The sequence below is a fragment of the Streptomyces sp. G5(2025) genome, from assembly GCF_049542075.1.
Classification (GTDB): Bacteria; Actinomycetota; Actinomycetes; order Streptomycetales; family Streptomycetaceae; genus Streptomyces.
The window spans coordinates 2501975-2520830 of the sequence record NZ_JBMUZT010000006.1 but is presented as its reverse complement, the minus strand read 5'-3'; the positions used below and the strand labels follow the sequence as shown (position 1 = coordinate 2520830).

Genomic DNA, 18856 nt, shown 5'->3' with positions numbered 1-18856 from the left:
CTTTGTCTCTCGCGTCTAGATTCAATACATGGCGGAGACGAAGCGCGAGGTCGAGCGGAAGTACGACGTCGGGGCGGACGCGGAGCTGCCCGACCTGACCGCGGTGCCCGGGGTCGGGGAGGTCCTGGACAGAGGCGTCGTCGAACTGGACGCCGTCTACTGGGACACCCCCGACCAACGCCTGGCCGCCGCCTCCATCACCCTGCGGCGCCGCACCGGCGGCGCCGACGAGGGCTGGCACCTGAAGCTGCCGGTGTCGCTCGCCGAGGGCGTACGGGACGAGATCCACGCGCCCCTCTCCGACGAGGTGCCACCCGCCCTGCTCGACCTCGTGCGCTCCCGCGTCCGCGCGGGCGAACTGGCTCCCCTCGTCCGCCTGTTGTCCGCACGCGACCTGCGCCATCTCGTCGACGCCGACGGCGAACTGCTCGCCGAGGTCAGCATCGACGCGGTGCGGGCCGAGCGGCTCACCCAGGGCGGCGGCACGGCCGCGTGGTCCGAGATCGAGGTGGAGCTTGCGGACGACGGCGACCCCGCGCTCCTCGACAAGGTCGAGAAGAAGCTGAAGAAGGCGGGCGTACGACGCTCCACCTCGGCCTCCAAGCTCGCCCGGGCCCTGGCGCGGACCGCGCCGAAGGGACGCAAGACCGAGAAGGCCGAGAGGGCCGGGCTCGCGCCCGCCGAGGGAGCGGTCCGCCTCGGCAAGAAGGCCGGCAAGAGCGAGGCCGTCGCCCAGGCCGTGCGGGAGACCGTCGGCGACGGCCGCGGCACCGCCGGGGACCACCTCCTCGCCTACCTCCGCGCCCAGCGCGACGCGATCGTCTCCCTCGACCCCGCCGTCCGCCGCGACCTGCCCGACTCCGTGCACCAGATGCGGGTCGCCACCCGCCGGATGCGCAGCGCCTTCAAGTCGTACCGGAAGATCCTCGACCGCACGGCCACCGACCCGGTCGGCGACGAACTCAAGTGGCTCGCGGCGGAGCTGGGCGTCGACCGCGACCAGGAAGTCCTCGCCGCCCGGTTCGCCGACCGCGTCGAAGCCGTGCCGAAGACCCTCCTCCTCGGCCCGGTCGACGCACGGCTGCGCATCTGGTCCGCCGCGCGGGGCGCCGACGCGCGGCGCGGCACCCTGGCCGTCCTGGAGAGCGAGCGCTACCTCACGCTCCTGGACACCATCGACGCCCTGCTCGCCGCGCCCCCGCTGCGCCCGGCCGCCTCCGCGCCGCCCCGCAAGGCGCTCCCCAAGGCGCTCCTGAAGGACTACGCCCGCCTCGCCGGCCGCGTCGAGCACGCCCTCGCGCTGGCCCCCGGCCAGGAACGCGACCGGGCCATGCACGAGGCCCGCAAGGCCGCCAAGCGCGCCCGGTACGCGGGCGAGGCGGCCATCCCCGCGCTCGGGGCGCCCGCCAGGCGCTTCGCGAAGCGGATGAAGGCCGTGCAGAGCGTGCTCGGGGACCACCAGGACAGCGTGGTCGCCCGCGAAGCCGTGCGTGCCTTCGGCACCCAGGCCCATCTGGCGGGGGAGAGCGCCTTCACGTGGGGGCTGCTGTACGGCCAGGAGGAAGCGGTCGCCGCCGAGCGCGAACGCGAGTTGCCGGGGGTGTGGGCGAAGGCGTCGGCGGCGAAAATCCGGGCGGCTCTGGGCAGCTGAACGCCGGGGTACGCTTGATGGTCACCCCTGCCGGCTCATGAAGGTTCGCGATGTCTGTCGAATCGGTCTTCCCACAGCTCGAAGCTCTGCTCCCGCATGTGCAGAAGCCAATCCAGTACGTCGGCGGTGAGCTGAACTCCACCGTCAAGCCGTGGGACAGCTGCGACGTCCGCTGGGCGCTGATGTACCCCGACGCGTACGAGGTCGGGCTGCCCAACCAGGGCGTCATGATCCTCTACGAGGTGCTCAACGAACGCGAGGGCGTCCTCGCCGAGCGCACGTACAGCGTGTGGCCGGACCTGGAGGCGCTCATGCGCGAGCACCAGGTCCCGCAGTTCACGGTGGACAGCCACCGCCCGGTCAAGGCGTTCGACGTCTTCGGGCTCAGCTTCTCCACCGAGCTGGGGTACACGAACATGCTGGCCGCCCTGGACCTCGCGGGCATCCCGCTGGAGTCCAAGGACCGCACCGTCGAGGACCCGATCGTCCTCGCCGGCGGGCACGCCGCCTTCAACCCCGAGCCGATCGCCGACTTCATCGACGCGGTGATCATCGGCGACGGCGAGCAGGCCGTGCTCGACATGACCGAGATCATCCGCGCCTGGAAGGCCGAGGGCCGCCCCGGCGGCCGCGAGGAGGTCCTCCTCCGCCTCGCCAAGACCGGCTCGGTCTACATCCCGGCCTTCTACGACGTCGAGTACCTCCCGGACGGCCGCATCGCCCGCGTCGTGCCGAACCGCTCGGGCGTGCCGTGGCGCGTGTCCAAGCACACCGTCATGGACCTCGACGAGTGGCCCTACCCCAAGCAGCCCCTCGTCCCGCTCGCGGAGACCGTCCACGAGCGCATGTCCGTCGAGATCTTCCGCGGCTGCACCCGCGGCTGCCGTTTCTGCCAGGCCGGCATGATCACGCGCCCCGTGCGGGAGCGAAGCATCACCGGCATCGGCGACATGGTCGAGAAGGGCCTGAAGGCGACCGGCTTCGAAGAGGTCGGCCTGCTCTCGCTCTCCTCCGCGGACCACACCGAGATCGCCGAGGTCGCCAAGGGCCTCGCCGACCGGTACGAGGAGGACAAGATCGGCCTGTCCCTCCCCTCGACCCGCGTCGACGCCTTCAACGTCGACCTCGCCAACGAGCTGACCAGGAACGGCCGCAGGTCGGGCCTGACCTTCGCCCCCGAGGGCGGCTCCGAGCGCATGCGCAAGGTCATCAACAAGATGGTGTCCGAGGAAGACCTCATCCGCACCGTCTCGACCGCGTACGGCAACGGCTGGCGCCAGGTGAAGCTGTACTTCATGTGCGGCCTGCCCACCGAGACCGACGACGACGTCCTGCAGATCGCCGACATGGCGACGAAGGTCATCCAGAAGGGCCGCGAGGTCTCCGGTTCGAACGACATCCGCTGCACGGTGTCGATCGGCGGCTTCGTGCCCAAGCCGCACACGCCGTTCCAGTGGGCCCCGCAGCTCTCCGCCGAGGAGACCGACGCCCGTCTGGAGAAGCTCCGCGACAAGATCCGCGGCGACAAGAAGTACGGCCGCTCGATCGGCTTCCGCTACCACGACGGCAAGCCCGGCATCGTCGAGGGCCTGCTCTCGCGCGGCGACCGCCGCATCGGCGCCGTCATCCGCGCGGTCTACGAGGAGGGCGGCCGCTTCGACGGCTGGCGCGAGTACTTCAGTTACGAACGCTGGATGCGCTGCGCCGACAAGACGCTGCCCGAGATGGGCGTCGACGTCGACTGGTACACCACGCGCGAGCGTACGTACGAAGAGGTTCTGCCCTGGGACCACCTGGACTCCGGTCTCGACAAGGACTGGCTCTGGGAGGACTGGCAGGACTCGCTCGACGAGACCGAGGTCGAGGACTGCCGCTGGACGCCGTGCTTCGACTGCGGCGTGTGCCCCGCCATGCAGACGGAGATCCAGATCGGCCCCACCGGCAAGAAGCTGCTGCCGCTCACGGTCGTGAAGTAGCGGCGGCGCAGATGCCCGAACTCGCCCCGCCCACCGGCCTGGTGCACCGCTCCTACATCGCGGCGATGGAGGAGTTCCGGGCCGAGGGGCGCGGCGGGCCCGGCGACGACACGACGCTCGGCGCCACCCTGCGCGAGTACGGCGAGAAGTGGCACGACCCGGCCGTCTTCGAGCGGTACGTCGCCGAAGTGCTCGCCGCCGCCGAACGCCCCGCCGAGCCGCTCGCCGTCCCCGTCACCACTCTCTGGTACACCGACGGCAGCGACTACCTCGGCCGCATCGCCATCCGCCACACCATCGCCACCCGCTTCCTGCGCGAGTACGGCGGCCACATCGGCTACGACGTACGCCCCACCGCCCGCCGCCGCGGCCACGCCACCGGGATGCTGCGCGCCTGCCTGCCGTACGCCGCTCAACTCGGCCTGGACACCGTGCTGGTGACCTGCGACACCGACAACATCGGTTCACGCAAGGTCATCGAGGCCTCGGGTGGCGTCTTCGAGGACGAGCGGGGCGGAAAACTGCGGTACTGGATCCGAACCGAACTCCCACGCGTCTAGGACGACATGGACCTGGAAAAACGACCTGCCCGCGAGGCTGAACCGCAGCCGCTTTCGCCGGGGCAGGCCGATCGGCACCTTCCGCCCGCTCAGCCCGCTCAGCCCGCTCAGCCCGCTCAGCACCCCCCGCACCCTCCGCAGGCCGAAGGCTGCCTCGCCGTCGCGATCCGGCTGCCGGTACGGATCGTGGTGCTCGTGCTCGTCGTGCCGGTGCGCCTCGTCTGGGACGCGCTCGCGGTGTGCGGCCGCTTCCTGTACTTCAGAGGGCTGCGACCGGTCGGGCGTGGCGTCGGTGCCGTCCTGACGTGGTTGTTCAAGGCCGTGTTCGTGTGGCCGTGGGTGGGTCTGTGGCGGTACGTGGTCGTGCCGGTCGGGGTCGCGCTGGCCTGGCTGGGGCGGGTGCTGGTCGTGGCGCCCGCGGTGTGGCTGTACCGGACGGTCCTCACGCCGGTCGGGCATGGCATCGCGTGGCTCGCCCGGGGCATCGGACGAGGCATCGCGATCACCGCGCTCGGCATCGGCGCGGGCTGCGTCTGGCTGTGCCGGTACCTCGTCGCGATCCCGGCCGCCTGGCTCTACGCGCGCGTGCTCACCCCGGTCGGCCATGGCATCGCCTGGCTGGCCCGCGTCCTCGGCGCCGGGGCCGCGGCGGCCGGGCGTGGCGTCGGTGCCGTCCTGACGTGGTTGTTCAAGGCCGTGTTCGTGTGGCCGTGGGTGGGTCTGTGGCGGTACGTGGTTGTGCCGGTCGGGGTCGCGCTGGCCTGGCTGGGGCGGGTGCTGGTCGTGGTGCCCGCGGTGTGGCTGTACCGGACGGTCCTCACGCCGGTCGGGCACGGCGTCGCCTGGCTGGCGCGGGGGGTCGGCGCCGGTGCAGCGTGGCTGGGGCGCGGCAGCTGGGCCGTCGTCTCGACCCTGTGCCGCTGGATCTTCGTCGTACCCCTGGTGGCGGTCTGGCGCTGGGTGCTCGCACCCCTCGGGCGGGCCCTCGCCGTCGTCGCGCGAGAGATCGGTGACGCGCTCGGACACGCCTGGCGTGTCGCCGGGCACCTCTCCCTCGTCGTCGGCCGCTTCCTCGCCAAGCTCCTTCGGTGGATCTTCGTCGAGCCGGTGCGGTGGGCCTACCGCACGGTCCTCACCCCCGTCGGGCACGTGGTCCGCGACGCCGTGTGGCGTCCCGCGGCCCGGGCCGTCAAGGAGGTCCGCCGCGCCACCCGCCAGGCCCTGTCCGCCGCCAGGGAGAGCGTGCGACAGGCACGGGCCGACGTGCGCCGCATGCTCTTCGGAGCGCCGAAGCAGGCGGCGCCGGCGGGGGCGGTGCCGAGGGAGCCGGTCCCGGTACCTGCGGCCCGGCGGGAACCTGACGCGCCCGGGGCACGTACTCTAGGTAGCAGTACGACCGCTCTCATGAAGGACTGACGACACTGGGCAAGCGACAGCCCGAAGGCCCGCCGCCCGCACCCGCGGTGCAGCGCATCCGCCTGCGCTACACCAAGCGCGGCCGCCTCCGGTTCACCAGCCACCGTGACTTCCAGCGCGCCTTCGAGCGTGCGCTGCGCCGCGCCGAGGTCCCCATGGCGTACTCGGCGGGGTTCACGCCGCACCCCAAGGTGTCGTACGCCAATGCCGCACCCACCGGCACGGGCAGCGAGGCCGAGTACCTGGAGATCGCGCTCACCGCGCCGCGCGACCCCGACCAGCTCCGCGAGCTGCTCAACGAGTCGCTGCCGGACGGTCTGGACATCACCGACGCGGTCGAGTCCCGCACCTCGGGCCTCGCCGACCGGCTGACCGCCTCCGTCTGGGAGCTGCGCCTGGACGGCGTTGAGCCCGCACAGGCACAGCGCGCCGCCGACCTGTTCCGCGCCGCGGACAAGGTCGAGGTGCAGCGCCGCACGAAGAACGGCATGCGCACCTTCGACGCGCGCGAGGCCGTCGTGAGCCTGGAAGCGATCACTGATGGCGAAGTGATCACGCGCGACACCGATAGGCCGACCGACAAGCCCTGTGCGATACTGCGGCTGGTTGTTCGGCACGTGACACCTGCCGTACGACCTGACGACGTCCTGTCCGGTCTCCGAGCTGTGGCCGACCTGGCGCCGCCGGTCGCCGCAGCGGTGACCAGGCTGGCGCAGGGGCTTTTCGATGAAGAGACCGGCACGGTGACCGACCCGCTCGCGCCCGACCGCGAGGCAGTCACGGCCGCATCACCCACGGCCGCCGTACCTGCCGCCGCGACGGCGCCGGTGCCGGAAGGCCCCCGCTAAGGACGTACGTCACAGCGCAGCCCTCGTACTCGGGAGCCACCTGGGTCGGGCAGCGCACTGACCGAGACTTTCGCCAGGCCGTCCGCATTTGGGCGTACGGAACCGGCGAGACAAGACATAGAGAGCTCCCGTGCGGCGCCCACGCCCCCGGATGGCGGCCCCGCGCAGCTAGCGCGAGCCGCGGACATCACGGACAGGCGCGGCGCCCGGGAGCGTGACGGGAGAACCGCCCGCATGCTTGAGCCGAACGACCCCACTGAGGGATCGCAGAACAACACCCCCAGCGACACCCTGCCGCCGCGCCGTCGGCGCCGTGCCGCGTCGCGCCCCGCGGGCCCGCCCGTGGGCACCGCCGAAGCCGCGGCCCCGGCCATACCGGCCACCCCCGCCGCCGAAGACGTCCAACCCACTGACCAGGCCGCTCAGGCCGACGCGGTCGACGAGGTCGAGGAGACCGAAGAGGTGGCCGAGGCCGCCCCGGTCGCCGAGCCCGTGGCCGAGGAGCCCGCGCCGCGTACGCGCCGCCGCGCCACCCGCCGTGCCTCCGCGCCAGCCGGTGCGCCGCAGGCCGCCGAGGTGACGGAGACCGTTGCGCCGGCCGCCGAGCCTTCCGCGCCCGCCGCGGAGGAGGCCGATGAGGCCGCCCCGGCGCCGCGTCGTCGTCGTGCGACCCGCCGTGCTTCCGCTCCCGCGGGTGCTCCGCAGGCTGCCGAGGTCGCTGAGGCGGTGACGGTGGCCGCTGGGGCTGTCGCGCCCGCTGAGGCTTCCGTGGCGGTGGAGGAGGAGGCTGCTCCGGCGCCGCGTCGTCGTCGTGCGAGCCGTCGCGCTTCCGCTCCCGCGGGTGCTCCGCAGGCTGCCGAGGTCGCTGAGGCGGTGACGGTGGCCGCTGGGGCTGTCGCGCCCGCTGAGGCTTCCGTGGCGGTGGAGGAGGAGGCTGCTCCGGCGCCGCGTCGTCGTCGTGCGAGCCGTCGCGCTTCCGCTCCCGCGGGTGCTCCGCAGGCTGCCGAGGTCGCTGAGGCGGTGACGGTGGCCGCTGAGGCTGCCGCCCCTGCCGAGGCCCCCGCCGCTGTCGTGGAGGAGGCCGAGGAGGCCGCCCCGGCGCCGCGTACGCGTCGTCGTGCGAGCCGTCGCGCCTCCGCTCCCGCCGGCGCGCCGCAGGCCGCCGCAGAGGAGGCGCCCGCCGTGGTCGAGGAAGCGCCCGCCGCTCAGACCGCCCCCGAGGCCCAGCCCGAGCCGGTCGCCGAGGACGCCGCACCGCGCCGAGCGCGCCGCCGCGCCACCCGTGGCACCGCCGCGCCCGCCGCGGAGCCCCAGGCCACCGAGACGGCATCGGACAAGGCTGCCGACCAGGCGCCCGAGAAGCCCGCCGAAGCGCCCGCCGCCAACGCCGCCCCGGTCGAGGAAGCCCCCGCCGACGCCGTGGAGGACGACGCCCCCCGTGGCCGTCGCCGCCGCGCCACCCGCAAGACCGCGGCCGCCGGATTCTCCGCGCCCGCCGGGCACAAGGCCCGCAAGGCCCAGTCCGCCGACGACTCCGGTGAGGGTGGCCGCAAGCCCGCCCGCCCCGCCGTCGCCGTCTTCCAGGCGCCGGTGTTCGCCGAGCCGATGTTCCAGACCCCGGAGCGCGCCGCCGCCGCGGCGGCGGCCGCCGAGGCCGTGCAGGAGCCCGTCGAGGAGCCCGCCGCCCCCGTGATGGAGGAGGAGACGGCCTCGCGCCGTCGCCGCCGCCGTCGTGCCGCCGACGAGCAGCCCGCCGCCGTCGAGGAGCGGATGCCCGTCAAGGCCGCCGAGGAGCAGCCGGCCGACGAGCCCGAGCCCGCCGACACCGCCGCCGAGCAGGCCGACACCGACAGCGACACCGACACCGACACCTACGACACGGAGGAGTCCGGCGAGCGCCAGGGCCGCCGTCGCCGCCGTGGTGGCCGGCGCCGTCGCCGCGGTGACCTGGCCGACCAGGACGGCGAGCAGAACGACGTCTCGGCCGAGTCCGAGTCCGAGTCCGACGACGACTCTGTGGCCGCCGAGCAGGCCGAGCGAGACACCGAGGACACTGAGGACACCGCCGAGCAGGCCGCCGAGGGCTCCGAGGAGGCGGACGAGGCCGCTTCGGAGAACGGCGGGGCCGGCTCCAGCAGCCGCCGTCGCCGTCGCCGCCGCCGTCGTGCCGGTGACTCCCCCGAGGGCGAGCCGGGCGACAGCGACCCGGAGCGTACGGTCGTCAAGGTCCGCGAGCCGCGTGAGCGGCGCGCGAAGGACACCGAGCGCGAGCTGGGCACCGGCGCCGACGAGGTCCAGTCCATCAAGGGCTCGACCCGCCTGGAGGCCAAGAAGCAGCGCCGCCGTGAGGGCCGCGAGCAGGGCCGCCGCCGCGTCCCGATCATCACCGAGGCCGAGTTCCTGGCGCGCAGGGAGGCCGTCGAGCGCGTGATGGTCGTCCGCCAGAACGGCGAGCGCACGCAGATCGGCGTCCTTGAGGACAACGTCCTCGTCGAGCACTACGTCAACAAGGAACAGGCGACCTCGTACGTCGGGAACGTCTACCTCGGCAAGGTGCAGAACGTCCTGCCGTCGATGGAGGCCGCCTTCATCGACATCGGCAAGGGCCGCAACGCCGTCCTGTACGCCGGTGAGGTCAACTTCGAGGCGCTCGGCATGGCCAACGGCCCCCGGCGCATCGAGTCCGCCCTGAAGTCGGGCCAGTCGGTCCTCGTGCAGGTCACGAAGGACCCGATCGGCCACAAGGGTGCCCGCCTGACCAGCCAGGTCTCGCTGCCCGGCCGCTACCTGGTCTACGTCCCCGAAGGGTCGATGACCGGCATCAGCCGCAAGCTGCCCGACACCGAGCGCGCGCGTCTGAAGACCATCCTCAAGAAGATCGTCCCCGAGGACGCGGGCGTCATCGTGCGCACCGCCGCCGAGGGCGCGAGCGAGGACGAGCTGCGCCGCGACGTCGAGCGTCTGCAGGAGCAGTGGGAGGACATCCAGAAGAAGGCGAAGGCGGCCTCCACCAGCTCGCCGAGCCTGCTGTACGGCGAGCCGGACATGACCGTCCGCGTGGTCCGCGACATCTTCAACGAGGACTTCTCCAAGGTCATCGTCAGCGGTGACGACGCGTGGCAGACCATCCACGGATACGTCTCGCACGTCGCGCCCGACCTGGCCGACCGCCTCTCGAAGTGGACCTCCGAGGTCGACGTCTTCGCGACGTACCGCATCGACGAGCAGCTGGCGAAGGCCCTGGACCGCAAGGTCTGGCTGCCGAGCGGCGGCTCGCTGGTGATCGACAAGACCGAGGCGATGATCGTCGTCGACGTCAACACCGGCAAGTTCACCGGCCAGGGCGGCAACCTCGAAGAGACCGTGACGAGGAACAACCTCGAAGCGGCCGAGGAGATCGTGCGCCAGCTGCGCCTGCGCGACCTGGGCGGCATCGTCGTCATCGACTTCATCGACATGGTCCTGGAGTCCAACCGCGACCTGGTCCTGCGCCGTCTGCTCGAATGCCTCGGACGCGACCGTACGAAGCACCAGGTCGCCGAGGTGACCTCGCTCGGCCTGGTCCAGATGACCCGTAAGCGGGTCGGCCAGGGGCTCCTTGAGTCCTTCTCCGAGACCTGCGTGCACTGCAACGGCCGCGGTGTCATCGTGCACATGGAGCAGCCGACCTCCGTCGGCGGCGGCGGCAAGCGCAAGAAGCGCGGCCGCGGTGGCGCGGACCAGCAGGACCACGGTCACGAGCACACCCACGAGCACGAGCACGAGGCTGACACCGACGCCCTGGAGGGTGCCGAGACGGAGGCCGAGGTCGCCGCCGAGGCCGCCGCTCCGGTGGCGCTGCCCGAGCCCGAGTTCGTCCCGGACGAGGAGCTCTACAGCAGCGCGGCCGAGGCCGAGGCAGCCGCTTCGCGCGGTGGCCGCTCCCGGCGCAGGGCGACGCGGCGGGCTTCGGCCCCGGCGGGCGCCCCGCGTGCCGAGGCCGCCCCTGAGGAGACCCCGCAGGCGGAGGCCCCGAAGCGGTCGGGCAAGCGGGCCAAGGCCGCCGAGAGGGCTGCCGAGAGGGCCGCGAAGGCCGAGGCGAGGGCCGCCGAGGCCGAGGTCCCGGTCGTCGAGTCCGACGTCGCGCGCACCGCCGCGCCGGCCGCCGAGGACCCCGTCGTGGGCACCCCGGAGGCCGTCGAGGCGGCCCACGAGGCTCCCGTCGAGGCGCCCGCGCGCGATGACGCCGCCCCGAAGGGACGTACGCGCCGTCGTGCCGTCCGCAAGGCGACGTCGCCCGCCGGTTCGCCGAGGACCGCGGAGAGCGAGCCCGAGGCCGCCGAGGTCGCTGACGCCACCGTGGTCGTGGCCCCGAAGGCCGAGCCGGTGGCGGAGCCCGTCGCCGAGCCGGTCGCCGAGCCCGTGACCGAGGCGCCCGCCGCCGACGCCGCTCCGGCCCGTCCGCGCCGCCGTGCGGTGCGCAAGGCCACGGCGCCGACCGCGTCCGAGGAGGCGGCCGTGGTGGTCGTCCCGTCGGCGGACAAGTCCGAGCCGAAGCAGGCCGAGCTGAAGCAGGCAGAGGCGGACAAGCCCGAGGCGGAGCAGCCCGCGGCGGAGGTCGAGGCCCCCGTCGAGGAAGCCGCTCCGGCGAAGAAGACGGCGCGTAAGACCGCCAAGAAGGCGACGGCCAAGAAGGCCGCCACCAAGAAGACCGCGGCCAAGAAGACGGCCGCCAAGAAGACGACGGCCAAGAAGGCGTCGAAGGCGACGGCGAAGAAGGCCGCGGCGGCGGAGCAGACGCCGTCCGGTGTCTCCGCGAGCGCCTCCAGCGAGGGCTGACCCCTTCCGCGACCCGGTGCCCCCCTGTCCGCCCGTGAGGGCAGGACAGGGGGGCACCGGTCTGTCCGGACAGTGCGGGACCGGTCTGTCCCGAAAACGGCGTCACCGCAGCCCGAAAGCGTGAAGCGCGCCCCCTGGCCTTTGAGTGCGAGGCAACTCCTGTAAAACTCATGCGGTCTGACGGATGAACAGGGACACGAGCGTGCGGGTGGGGAGCCCGCGCGTCGCGTCAGGGAGGGATGTCACATGGCGCACACGCGCCTGCGGGGCACGGGACGGCACCGTGCGGTGAAGCCGGTCAAGGGCGCTCGGCAGGCGGTGGCTCTGGCCACGGTGCTGTCGGCGGCGGGGATTCAGGCAGCCGGTTCCGTGGGAACCGCCTCCGCTGACACGACGCCGACGCCGGCCTGGACGGAAGGCCCGATCTTCAACAACCCGAAGGGCGACGTCGACCAGCAGCACGCGATCCGTACCCGGCTGATCGAGCTGACGAACTCGGCGGTGCCGGGATCGACGATCAAGGTCGCCGTCTACCACGTGTGGGAGACCCCGATCGTCGACGCGCTCGTCGCCGCCAAGAGGCGTGGCGTGCACGTCCAGGTCCTGCTGGACGAGACCAGCAAGAGCGACCGGCCGGCGAACGGCGCGTACGCCCGGCTCATGGCGGCGCTCGGCACCAGCACCGCCAAGCCGTCCTTCGTGAAGCTCTGTCCGACCGGGAAGTCGTGCCTCGGCGACCCGAGGTACGGCAAATCGATCATGCACAACAAGTTCTGGCTGTTCTCGCAGGTCGCGGGCGCCAGGGACGTCGTCGTGCAGACCACGTCGAACTCGACTCCGTCCGCGCACACGAAGTTCTTCAACGACGCGCTGCTGCTGCCGAACAATCCCGCGATGTACGACGCGTACGCCGACTACTTCACGGACATGCTCGGCAAGAACTGGCAGGGCTGGGACTACCGCACGCTCAGCAGCGGCCGCTACAAGGCGTACTTCTTCCCGCGCAACGGCACGGTCAACGAGACCGACACCATGTACTCGGTCATGAACAACATCCGGTGCACCTACAAGGACGCGGCCGGAGTGACGCAGCGCACGAAGGTCCGCGCCGCCATCTTCAAGATCACGCGCGAGCAGATCGCCGCCAAGCTGGTCTCCCTGAAGAAGGCCGGCTGCGACGTGAGCCTGCTCTACGCGGAGAGCGACAGCGCCAAGAGCCAGGGCGGCACCCCCGGCACCTGGGAGCAGCTCCACGCCCGGGGCGGCCCCTCCGTGCGGTGCTACAACGACGACAGGGACCCGCTGCGCCCCGGCGGCAAGCTGACGACACCGTTCATCATTCACTCGAAGTACCTGCTCATCGACGGCATGTACGACGGCAAGCGGAACAAGGTCTCCTTCACCGGCTCGCAGAACTACACGGCGCCCGCGCTGCGCGAGAACGACGAGGCGATCGTCAAGGTCGACGACGACTCGGTGCACGACACCTACCGGTCCCACTTCGACCGCACGCGGGCCGTGGCCTGGCCGGGCGCCTCCGACGGGACGGACCTGTGCAAGGGCGTCAAGCCGCTGCCGCCGGACGGCGAGAAGCCGACCACGTGAGCGGGGCGCGGGGCCCGGTTTGACCCGTCCGGGTGGGCCCCGTAACCTTGACCGTCGGCGTGTTCCTATGCACGCCCGCCCCCTGTAAACCCTTTTCCTCCTGAACCGCGGGCACTGCTTCCGGGTCGGGAGAGGCCGCCTGCTTTCGGCGGGTGGCTGGACTGCGGGGGTTCCGTTCCGAGCGAGAGAGAGATCCGCGTGTACGCCATCGTGCGCAGCGGTGGTCGCCAGCACAAGGTTGCTGTCGACGACATCGTTGAGGTTGACAAGATTCCCACGGCCAAGGTTGGCGACACGGTCGAGCTCTCGACCCTGCTCGTGGTCGACGGCGACTCCGTGACCAGCGACCCGTGGGTGCTGGCCGGCATCAAGGTCACCGCCGAGGTCGTGGACCACCACAAGGGTGCCAAGATCGACATCCTTCGGTACAAGAACAAGACCGGCTACCGCCGTCGCCAGGGTCACCGCCAGCAGTACACGGCGATCAAGGTCACCGGTATCCCCACGGCTGCGAAGTAAGGGACTGAGACAAGATGGCACACAAGAAGGGCGCATCGTCCACTCGGAACGGTCGCGACTCCAATGCTCAGCGGCTCGGCGTGAAGCGCTTCGGCGGTCAGGTCGTCAACGCCGGTGAGATCCTGGTCCGCCAGCGCGGCACCCACTTCCACCCGGGTTCGGGCGTCGGCCGCGGCAAGGACGACACCCTGTTCGCGCTGGACGCGGGCGCGGTCGAGTTCGGCACGCACCGTGGCCGCAAGGTCGTGAACATCGTTCCGGTCGCCTGATCGGTTCTTTTCGCGAGGCGGACCTCACTTCCCCGGCGGGGAAGCGGGTCCGCCTTTCGCGTGTTACGCAAGAGACACCCCCCGCACGTTTCTCCTGGAGGCACTGAACCATGACCACCTTCGTGGACCGCGTCGAGCTGCATGTCGCCGCGGGTAGCGGAGGCCACGGCTGTGCCTCCGTTCACCGTGAGAAGTTCAAGCCGCTCGGCGGCCCGGACGGCGGCAACGGCGGCCGTGGCGGTGACGTGATCCTGGTCGTCGACCAGGACGTCACCACGCTGCTCGACTACCACCACAGCCCGCACCGCAAGGCCACCAACGGCCAGCCCGGTGCCGGTGACAACCGCTCCGGCAAGGACGGCCAGGACCTCGTCCTGCCCGTCCCCGACGGCACGGTCGTCATGGACCGCGAGGGCAACGTCCTCGCGGACATGGTCGGCCAGGGCACCACCTTCGTCGCGGGCCAGGGCGGCCGCGGCGGCCTCGGCAACGCGGCGCTGGCCTCCGCCCGGCGCAAGGCCCCCGGCTTCGCGCTGCTCGGCGTGCCCGGTGAGGAGCGGGACCTCGTCCTGGAGCTCAAGACCGTCGCCGATGTCGCCCTGGTGGGCTACCCGAGCGCCGGCAAGTCCTCGCTGATCTCCGTGCTGAGCGCCGCGAAGCCGAAGATCGCCGACTACCCGTTCACCACGCTCGTCCCGAACCTCGGCGTCGTGACGGCGGGCTCGACCGTCTACACCGTCGCCGACGTGCCCGGCCTCATCCCGGGCGCCAGCCAGGGCCGCGGCCTCGGCCTGGAGTTCCTGCGGCACGTCGAGCGGTGCAGCGTCCTCGTCCACGTACTGGACACGGCGACCCTGGAGGCCGACCGCGACCCCGTCTCCGACCTCGACGTCATCGAGGAGGAGCTGCGGCAGTACGGCGCGGGCCTGGAGAACCGTCCGCGCATCGTCGTCCTCAACAAGATCGACGTGCCCGACGGCCAGGACCTCGCCGAGATGGTGCGGCCCGACCTGGAAGCGCGCGGCTACCGCGTCTTCGAGGTGTCGGCCGTCGCCCACAAGGGCCTCAAGGAGCTCTCCTTCGGCCTGGCCGAGCTGGTCGCCGCCGCGCGTGCCGCGAAGCCCAAGGAGGAGGCGACCCGCATCGTCATCCGTCCCAAGGCCGTCGACGACTCCGGCTTCACGGTCAAGCGCGAGGAGGACGGCATCTACCGCGTGCGCGGCGAGAAGCCGGAGCGCTGGATCCGTCAGACCGACTTCAACAACGACGAGGCCGTCGGCTACCTCGCGGACCGCCTCAACCGCCTCGGCGTCGAGGACGAGCTGATGAAGGCCGGTGCCCGCGCGGGCGACGGCGTCGCCATCGGCCCGGAGGAGAACGCGGTCGTCTTCGACTGGGAGCCGACCATGATGGCGGGCGCCGAGATGCTCGGCCGCCGCGGCGAGGACCACCGCCTGGAGGCCCCCCGTCCGGCCGCCCAGCGCCGCAGGGACCGCGAGGCGGAGCGGGACGAGGCGCAGCGCGCGTACGACGACTTCGAGCCGTTCTAGAACCGGTACGCCGGTCCAGCGGTACGAGGAAGGGCCCCGGAGCTTCTGCTCCGGGGCCCTTCCTCGTGTGCGTCAGGCGATCACGCGGACACCGAGTCCTCCGCGCCGTTCGACTCCGTCGGGTCCTGCTCCATCTCCTCGGCGACCTCTTCCGCGACGCGCTGGCCGGGGATGTCCGCGTCGATGCGGGCGGCCATGCGGGCGCGGCGGGCGTCGGACTTGGCGCACAGGGCGACAGCCGCCGCGTTGAAGCGGGCCAGGGACGGCGGGTCCGAGGGGCCCAGGAGGTGCTCCTTGAGCTCCGCGCGGGCCTCCGCGTGGGAATCCAGCTCCGGGGCGCGTACGGCCTTCAGGAGGGCCGCCACGCCGTCCGCCTCGGGCGTGAGGATCGTCGCCGCGGACACCGTCGGGAAGCTTGCGCGGAACTCGGCCTCGGACATGCCGGCCGTGTTGGCGACGGCGTACGGCTTCTCGCTGCTCAGCCAGTCGGAGACGACCGACGAGACGTCACTGATCAGCAGGTCCGCCTGGTTGAAGCAGGAGAAGATCGCCGGGCGCGGGCCCGTGACGATCTGGTGCTCCCACTCGGGGAAGGACGCCCAGAACGCGGCCTCCCACGCGGCGGTCGCCTCGGCCACGGCGGCCTGCGCGTCGCCGTCCGGAGCGCCCTGGAGCATCATCCGCTCCTGTTCGTCCGCGCTCTTGCGGAACTTCCGGGCGGTCAGCTCGTCCAGGGCGGCGGTGCGGCGCTCCAGCTCGGCCGCGGCCTCGGGGCCGGGGCGGGCACCGGAGCGCTTGGCGTTGGCCGCGAGGATCATCGCCTTGATGCGTTCGTTGGCGGCGCCCGCGCGCGGGTCCTGCGAGCCGGTCATCGGGTGCGGCTTGTAGAGCAGGCGCACGCCCGGGTCGGCGAGCAGCTCGCGGACGATGTTCTCGCCCGCCAGGACCACCGAGGTGTTGCCGGGGTTGCCGTCCCAGCCCTCCCAGGTGGGGGCGTACAGAACGGTCGTGTACGGGCCCGTGGGCGCGCCCGAGAACGGCAGGATCGGGGAGAGCTGCGGGCGGCCCACCTCCACGACGTCCTTGTCGTCGACGCCGATGTCCGCGAGCTGGTAGCGGTCGCGGGCCGCGGGACCCGCCACCCACACCTCGTCGTAGGCCTTGGCATAGGGGTTGCAGGAGGAGAGCTTGTCGCTCTCGCCGTGGTTGATGAAGGCGTGCTTGAGCGTCGGGATGCGCAGGACCTGCGAGGTCTTCGCGGCGTTCGCCGGGTGCAGCATCATCTTCAGCGTCGACGTCTCCAGGGAGAACATCGTCGCGACCTTCGGGAAGCAGATGATCGGGACGTCCGTCGCGTCGATCTTCTGGACCATGAACCGCTCACGCAGCACGATCAGCGGCTTGCCGTCCAGCTTGGAGAGCGTGGAGAGCCACATGTTCGCCTGGTACGCGGACGTGGAGCCTCCCGAGAAGTACATGCCCACGGTCGGCTTGTAGTCGGCCAGCCACTGGTCGAGCCACTCCATGACCCGCTCGTCGTTCTTCGCCCGCTTCTTGGGCAGCAGCCAGGTGGCGAGGTACAGCGCACCGGCGCCGATGAGCGCGAGGGAGACGCACAGGCCGATGACGCCCCAGTACGCGTGGGTGGTGGCCGCCGTGAGGAGCAGACCCACCGTCGAGGGCACCGAGAACGTCAGCAGGCGGTGGGCCTGGCGGCGCGAGAGGATCCGCGGAGGAGCGGCCGTCAGGTGCAGCGCGGAGGCGTCGATGTTGCGCGTGACGATCGGCAGCGCGCGGCTGCGGCGCACCATCACGGCGACGGCCTGGCAGCCGAAGTGCAGGGCGTAGAACGCGAGCAGCGTGATCGTCAGCGGCGACTGCTCGGCCAGCGGCTCTATGCCGTCGATGCGCAGCAGGCCGACCAGGACCAGCATGTCGCGCAGGAGCTGGCGGACCGTGACGTCGAAACGGATCTTGCCAAGGAGCGAGAGAAGGCCCGGCTGCTTGTACTGCAGATAGATGTCGAGCGCGAGGTTCGCGGCGGCCGCGGCGACGAACACCGGGACATAGGGGAGCAGCGCGCTCACGAGCTGGGCCGTGAAGAGCGCGAGCATCGCGAACAGCGCGGAGAGCTGCACGATGCGTCGGGGAACGAGTCCGGCAGAGGGCACGGGCGTGGGCTCCTGGCGGGGATGAAGGGGGGATGAAGAGTCAACGGGGGGAAGTCGACCACTGACCGTATGACGCGCGGAGCCTCCGTAGCAATCTTCCGTGACCGCAATCACCGGAAAAAGGGGCAAAGAAGACTGAACCCCGGGGCCCGTTTTCCCCTCCGGGGCCCGGGAGGCGCGCCGGTCCGCCCCGGTCCGCCCCTCGGAATGCGGGGGCGCCACCCGGACGCACTCACGTAGATTGCAGGTCCGGCACTATCTGGATCATTTGGGGAAGCGCGTGACAGCGGCAAGGCAGTCGGTGGCAGAGGCCCAGCGGGTCGTCGTCAAGGTCGGGTCCTCGTCCCTGACCACGGCTTCGGGGGGCCTGGACGCCGACCGCGTCGACGCCCTCGTCGATGTACTGGCCAAGAGCCGCAGCGGAGGCGAGCGCGAGATCGTGCTCGTCTCCTCCGGCGCCATCGCCGCGGGCCTGGCCCCGCTGGGCCTCGTGCGGCGCCCCAAGGACCTGGCCCGCCAGCAGGCCGCCGCCAGCGTCGGGCAGGGGCTGCTCGTGGCCCGCTACACCGCCTCCTTCGCGCGGTACGGCGTACGCGTCGGGCAGGTGCTCCTCACCTCCGACGACATGGCCCGCCGCGCCCACCACCGCAACGCGTCCCGCACCCTGGACCAGCTGCTCGCGATGGGCGCGCTGCCCGTGGTCAACGAGAACGACACCGTGGCCACCGACGAGATCCGCTTCGGCGACAACGACCGCCTGGCCGCCCTCGTCGCCCACCTCGTCCACGCCGACCTGCTCGTGCTGCTCTCCGACGTGGACGGCCTGTACGACGGCGACCCGGCCAAGCCCGGCACCTCCAGGATCGACGAGGTGCGAGGCCCCGCCGACATAGCGCACGTCGAGATCGGCAGCGCGGGCAAGGCGGGCGTCGGCACCGGCGGCATGGTCACCAAGGTCGAGGCCGCGCGGATCGCCGCCGCCGCCGGGATCCCCGTCGTCCTTACCTCCGCGAGCCAGGCCGGTGACGCCCTCGCGGGCCGCGCCACGGGCACGTACTTCCACCGCACGGGACGCCGCTCCGCCGACCGGCTCCTGTGGCTCCAGCACGCCTCCGAGCCACGCGGCGCGCTCACCCTGGACGACGGGGCGGTGCGCGCGGTCGTCGAGGGGCGCAAATCGCTGCTGCCCGCGGGCATCGAGGCGGTCGAGGGGGACTTCACCGCGGGCGACCCGGTCGAGCTGCGGGACACCGCGGGGCGGGCCGTCGCGCGCGGGCTGGTGAACTTCGACGCGAAGGAGCTGCCGCAGCTCCTCGGCCGCTCCACGCGGGACCTCGCGCGGGAACTCGGACCCGCGTACGAGCGCGAGGTCGTGCACCGGGACGATCTCGTGCTGCTCCACGGATAGCTCGCCGACCGCCTCCCGGCCGAAAACCGCCCTGGGCGGTCTCGGCGGGGCGGTCCGCGGAAGGT

12 protein-coding genes are annotated in these 18856 nt (G+C 72.1%); 11 read left to right on the top strand and 1 reads right to left on the bottom strand.

The window, feature by feature from the left end:
• Nucleotides 1-28: 28 nt before the first annotated feature.
• The 10 genes from ACOBQB_RS22245 (at nucleotide 29) to obgE (ending at nucleotide 15212) form a co-directional block, all read left to right on the top strand.
• A complete protein-coding gene (locus ACOBQB_RS22245; protein ID WP_423593900.1) occupies nucleotides 29-1651 on the top strand; it encodes a CHAD domain-containing protein in 1623 nt (540 codons plus the stop codon).
• 50 nt (nucleotides 1652-1701) lie between these two features.
• Nucleotides 1702-3627: a TIGR03960 family B12-binding radical SAM protein gene (locus ACOBQB_RS22240; RefSeq protein WP_423593899.1), complete on the top strand. Its 1926-nt coding sequence runs from the start codon at nucleotides 1702-1704 to the stop codon at nucleotides 3625-3627.
• An 11-nt stretch (nucleotides 3628-3638) separates the two neighbouring features.
• On the top strand, nucleotides 3639-4187 hold the full coding sequence (locus ACOBQB_RS22235) for a GNAT family N-acetyltransferase (protein ID WP_423593898.1): 549 nt from the start codon (nucleotides 3639-3641) through the stop codon (nucleotides 4185-4187).
• Nucleotides 4188-4373: 186 nt separating this feature from the next.
• Nucleotides 4374-5603, top strand: a complete 1230-nt coding sequence (locus ACOBQB_RS22230; protein ID WP_423593897.1) for a hypothetical protein — start codon at nucleotides 4374-4376, stop codon at nucleotides 5601-5603.
• A gap of 47 nt (nucleotides 5604-5650) precedes the next feature.
• Entirely contained in the window at nucleotides 5651-6451 is an 801-nt protein-coding gene (locus ACOBQB_RS22225; RefSeq protein WP_423593896.1) for a TIGR03936 family radical SAM-associated protein, read from the top strand.
• 234 nt (nucleotides 6452-6685) lie between these two features.
• On the top strand, nucleotides 6686-11269 hold the full coding sequence (locus ACOBQB_RS22220) for an Rne/Rng family ribonuclease (RefSeq protein ID WP_423593895.1): 4584 nt from the start codon (nucleotides 6686-6688) through the stop codon (nucleotides 11267-11269).
• 246 nt (nucleotides 11270-11515) lie between these two features.
• Entirely contained in the window at nucleotides 11516-12874 is a 1359-nt protein-coding gene (locus tag ACOBQB_RS22215; RefSeq protein ID WP_423593894.1) for a phospholipase D-like domain-containing protein, read from the top strand.
• Between the two features lie 198 nt (nucleotides 12875-13072).
• Nucleotides 13073-13393, top strand: coding sequence for a 50S ribosomal protein L21 (gene rplU / locus ACOBQB_RS22210; RefSeq protein WP_028813461.1), 321 nt, complete (start codon nucleotides 13073-13075; stop codon nucleotides 13391-13393).
• Nucleotides 13394-13407: 14 nt separating this feature from the next.
• On the top strand, nucleotides 13408-13662 hold the full coding sequence (gene rpmA, locus ACOBQB_RS22205; protein ID WP_010986870.1) for a 50S ribosomal protein L27: 255 nt from the start codon (nucleotides 13408-13410) through the stop codon (nucleotides 13660-13662).
• Nucleotides 13663-13772: 110 nt separating this feature from the next.
• On the top strand, nucleotides 13773-15212 hold the full coding sequence (gene obgE / locus ACOBQB_RS22200) for a GTPase ObgE (RefSeq protein WP_423593893.1): 1440 nt from the start codon (nucleotides 13773-13775) through the stop codon (nucleotides 15210-15212).
• A gap of 80 nt (nucleotides 15213-15292) precedes the next feature.
• Here the strand turns inward: obgE and ACOBQB_RS22195 are convergent, their stop codons facing one another.
• A complete protein-coding gene (locus tag ACOBQB_RS22195) occupies nucleotides 15293-17383 on the bottom strand; it encodes a hypothetical protein (protein ID WP_423593892.1) in 2091 nt (696 codons plus the stop codon).
• A 280-nt stretch (nucleotides 17384-17663) separates the two neighbouring features.
• On the opposite strand from ACOBQB_RS22195, the gene proB reads away from it, so the two are divergent.
• The gene (proB, locus tag ACOBQB_RS22190) at nucleotides 17664-18791 is read left to right on the top strand and encodes a glutamate 5-kinase (protein ID WP_423593891.1); all 1128 of its coding nucleotides are present in this window, start codon (nucleotides 17664-17666) and stop codon (nucleotides 18789-18791) included.
• Nucleotides 18792-18856: the final 65 nt, after the last annotated feature.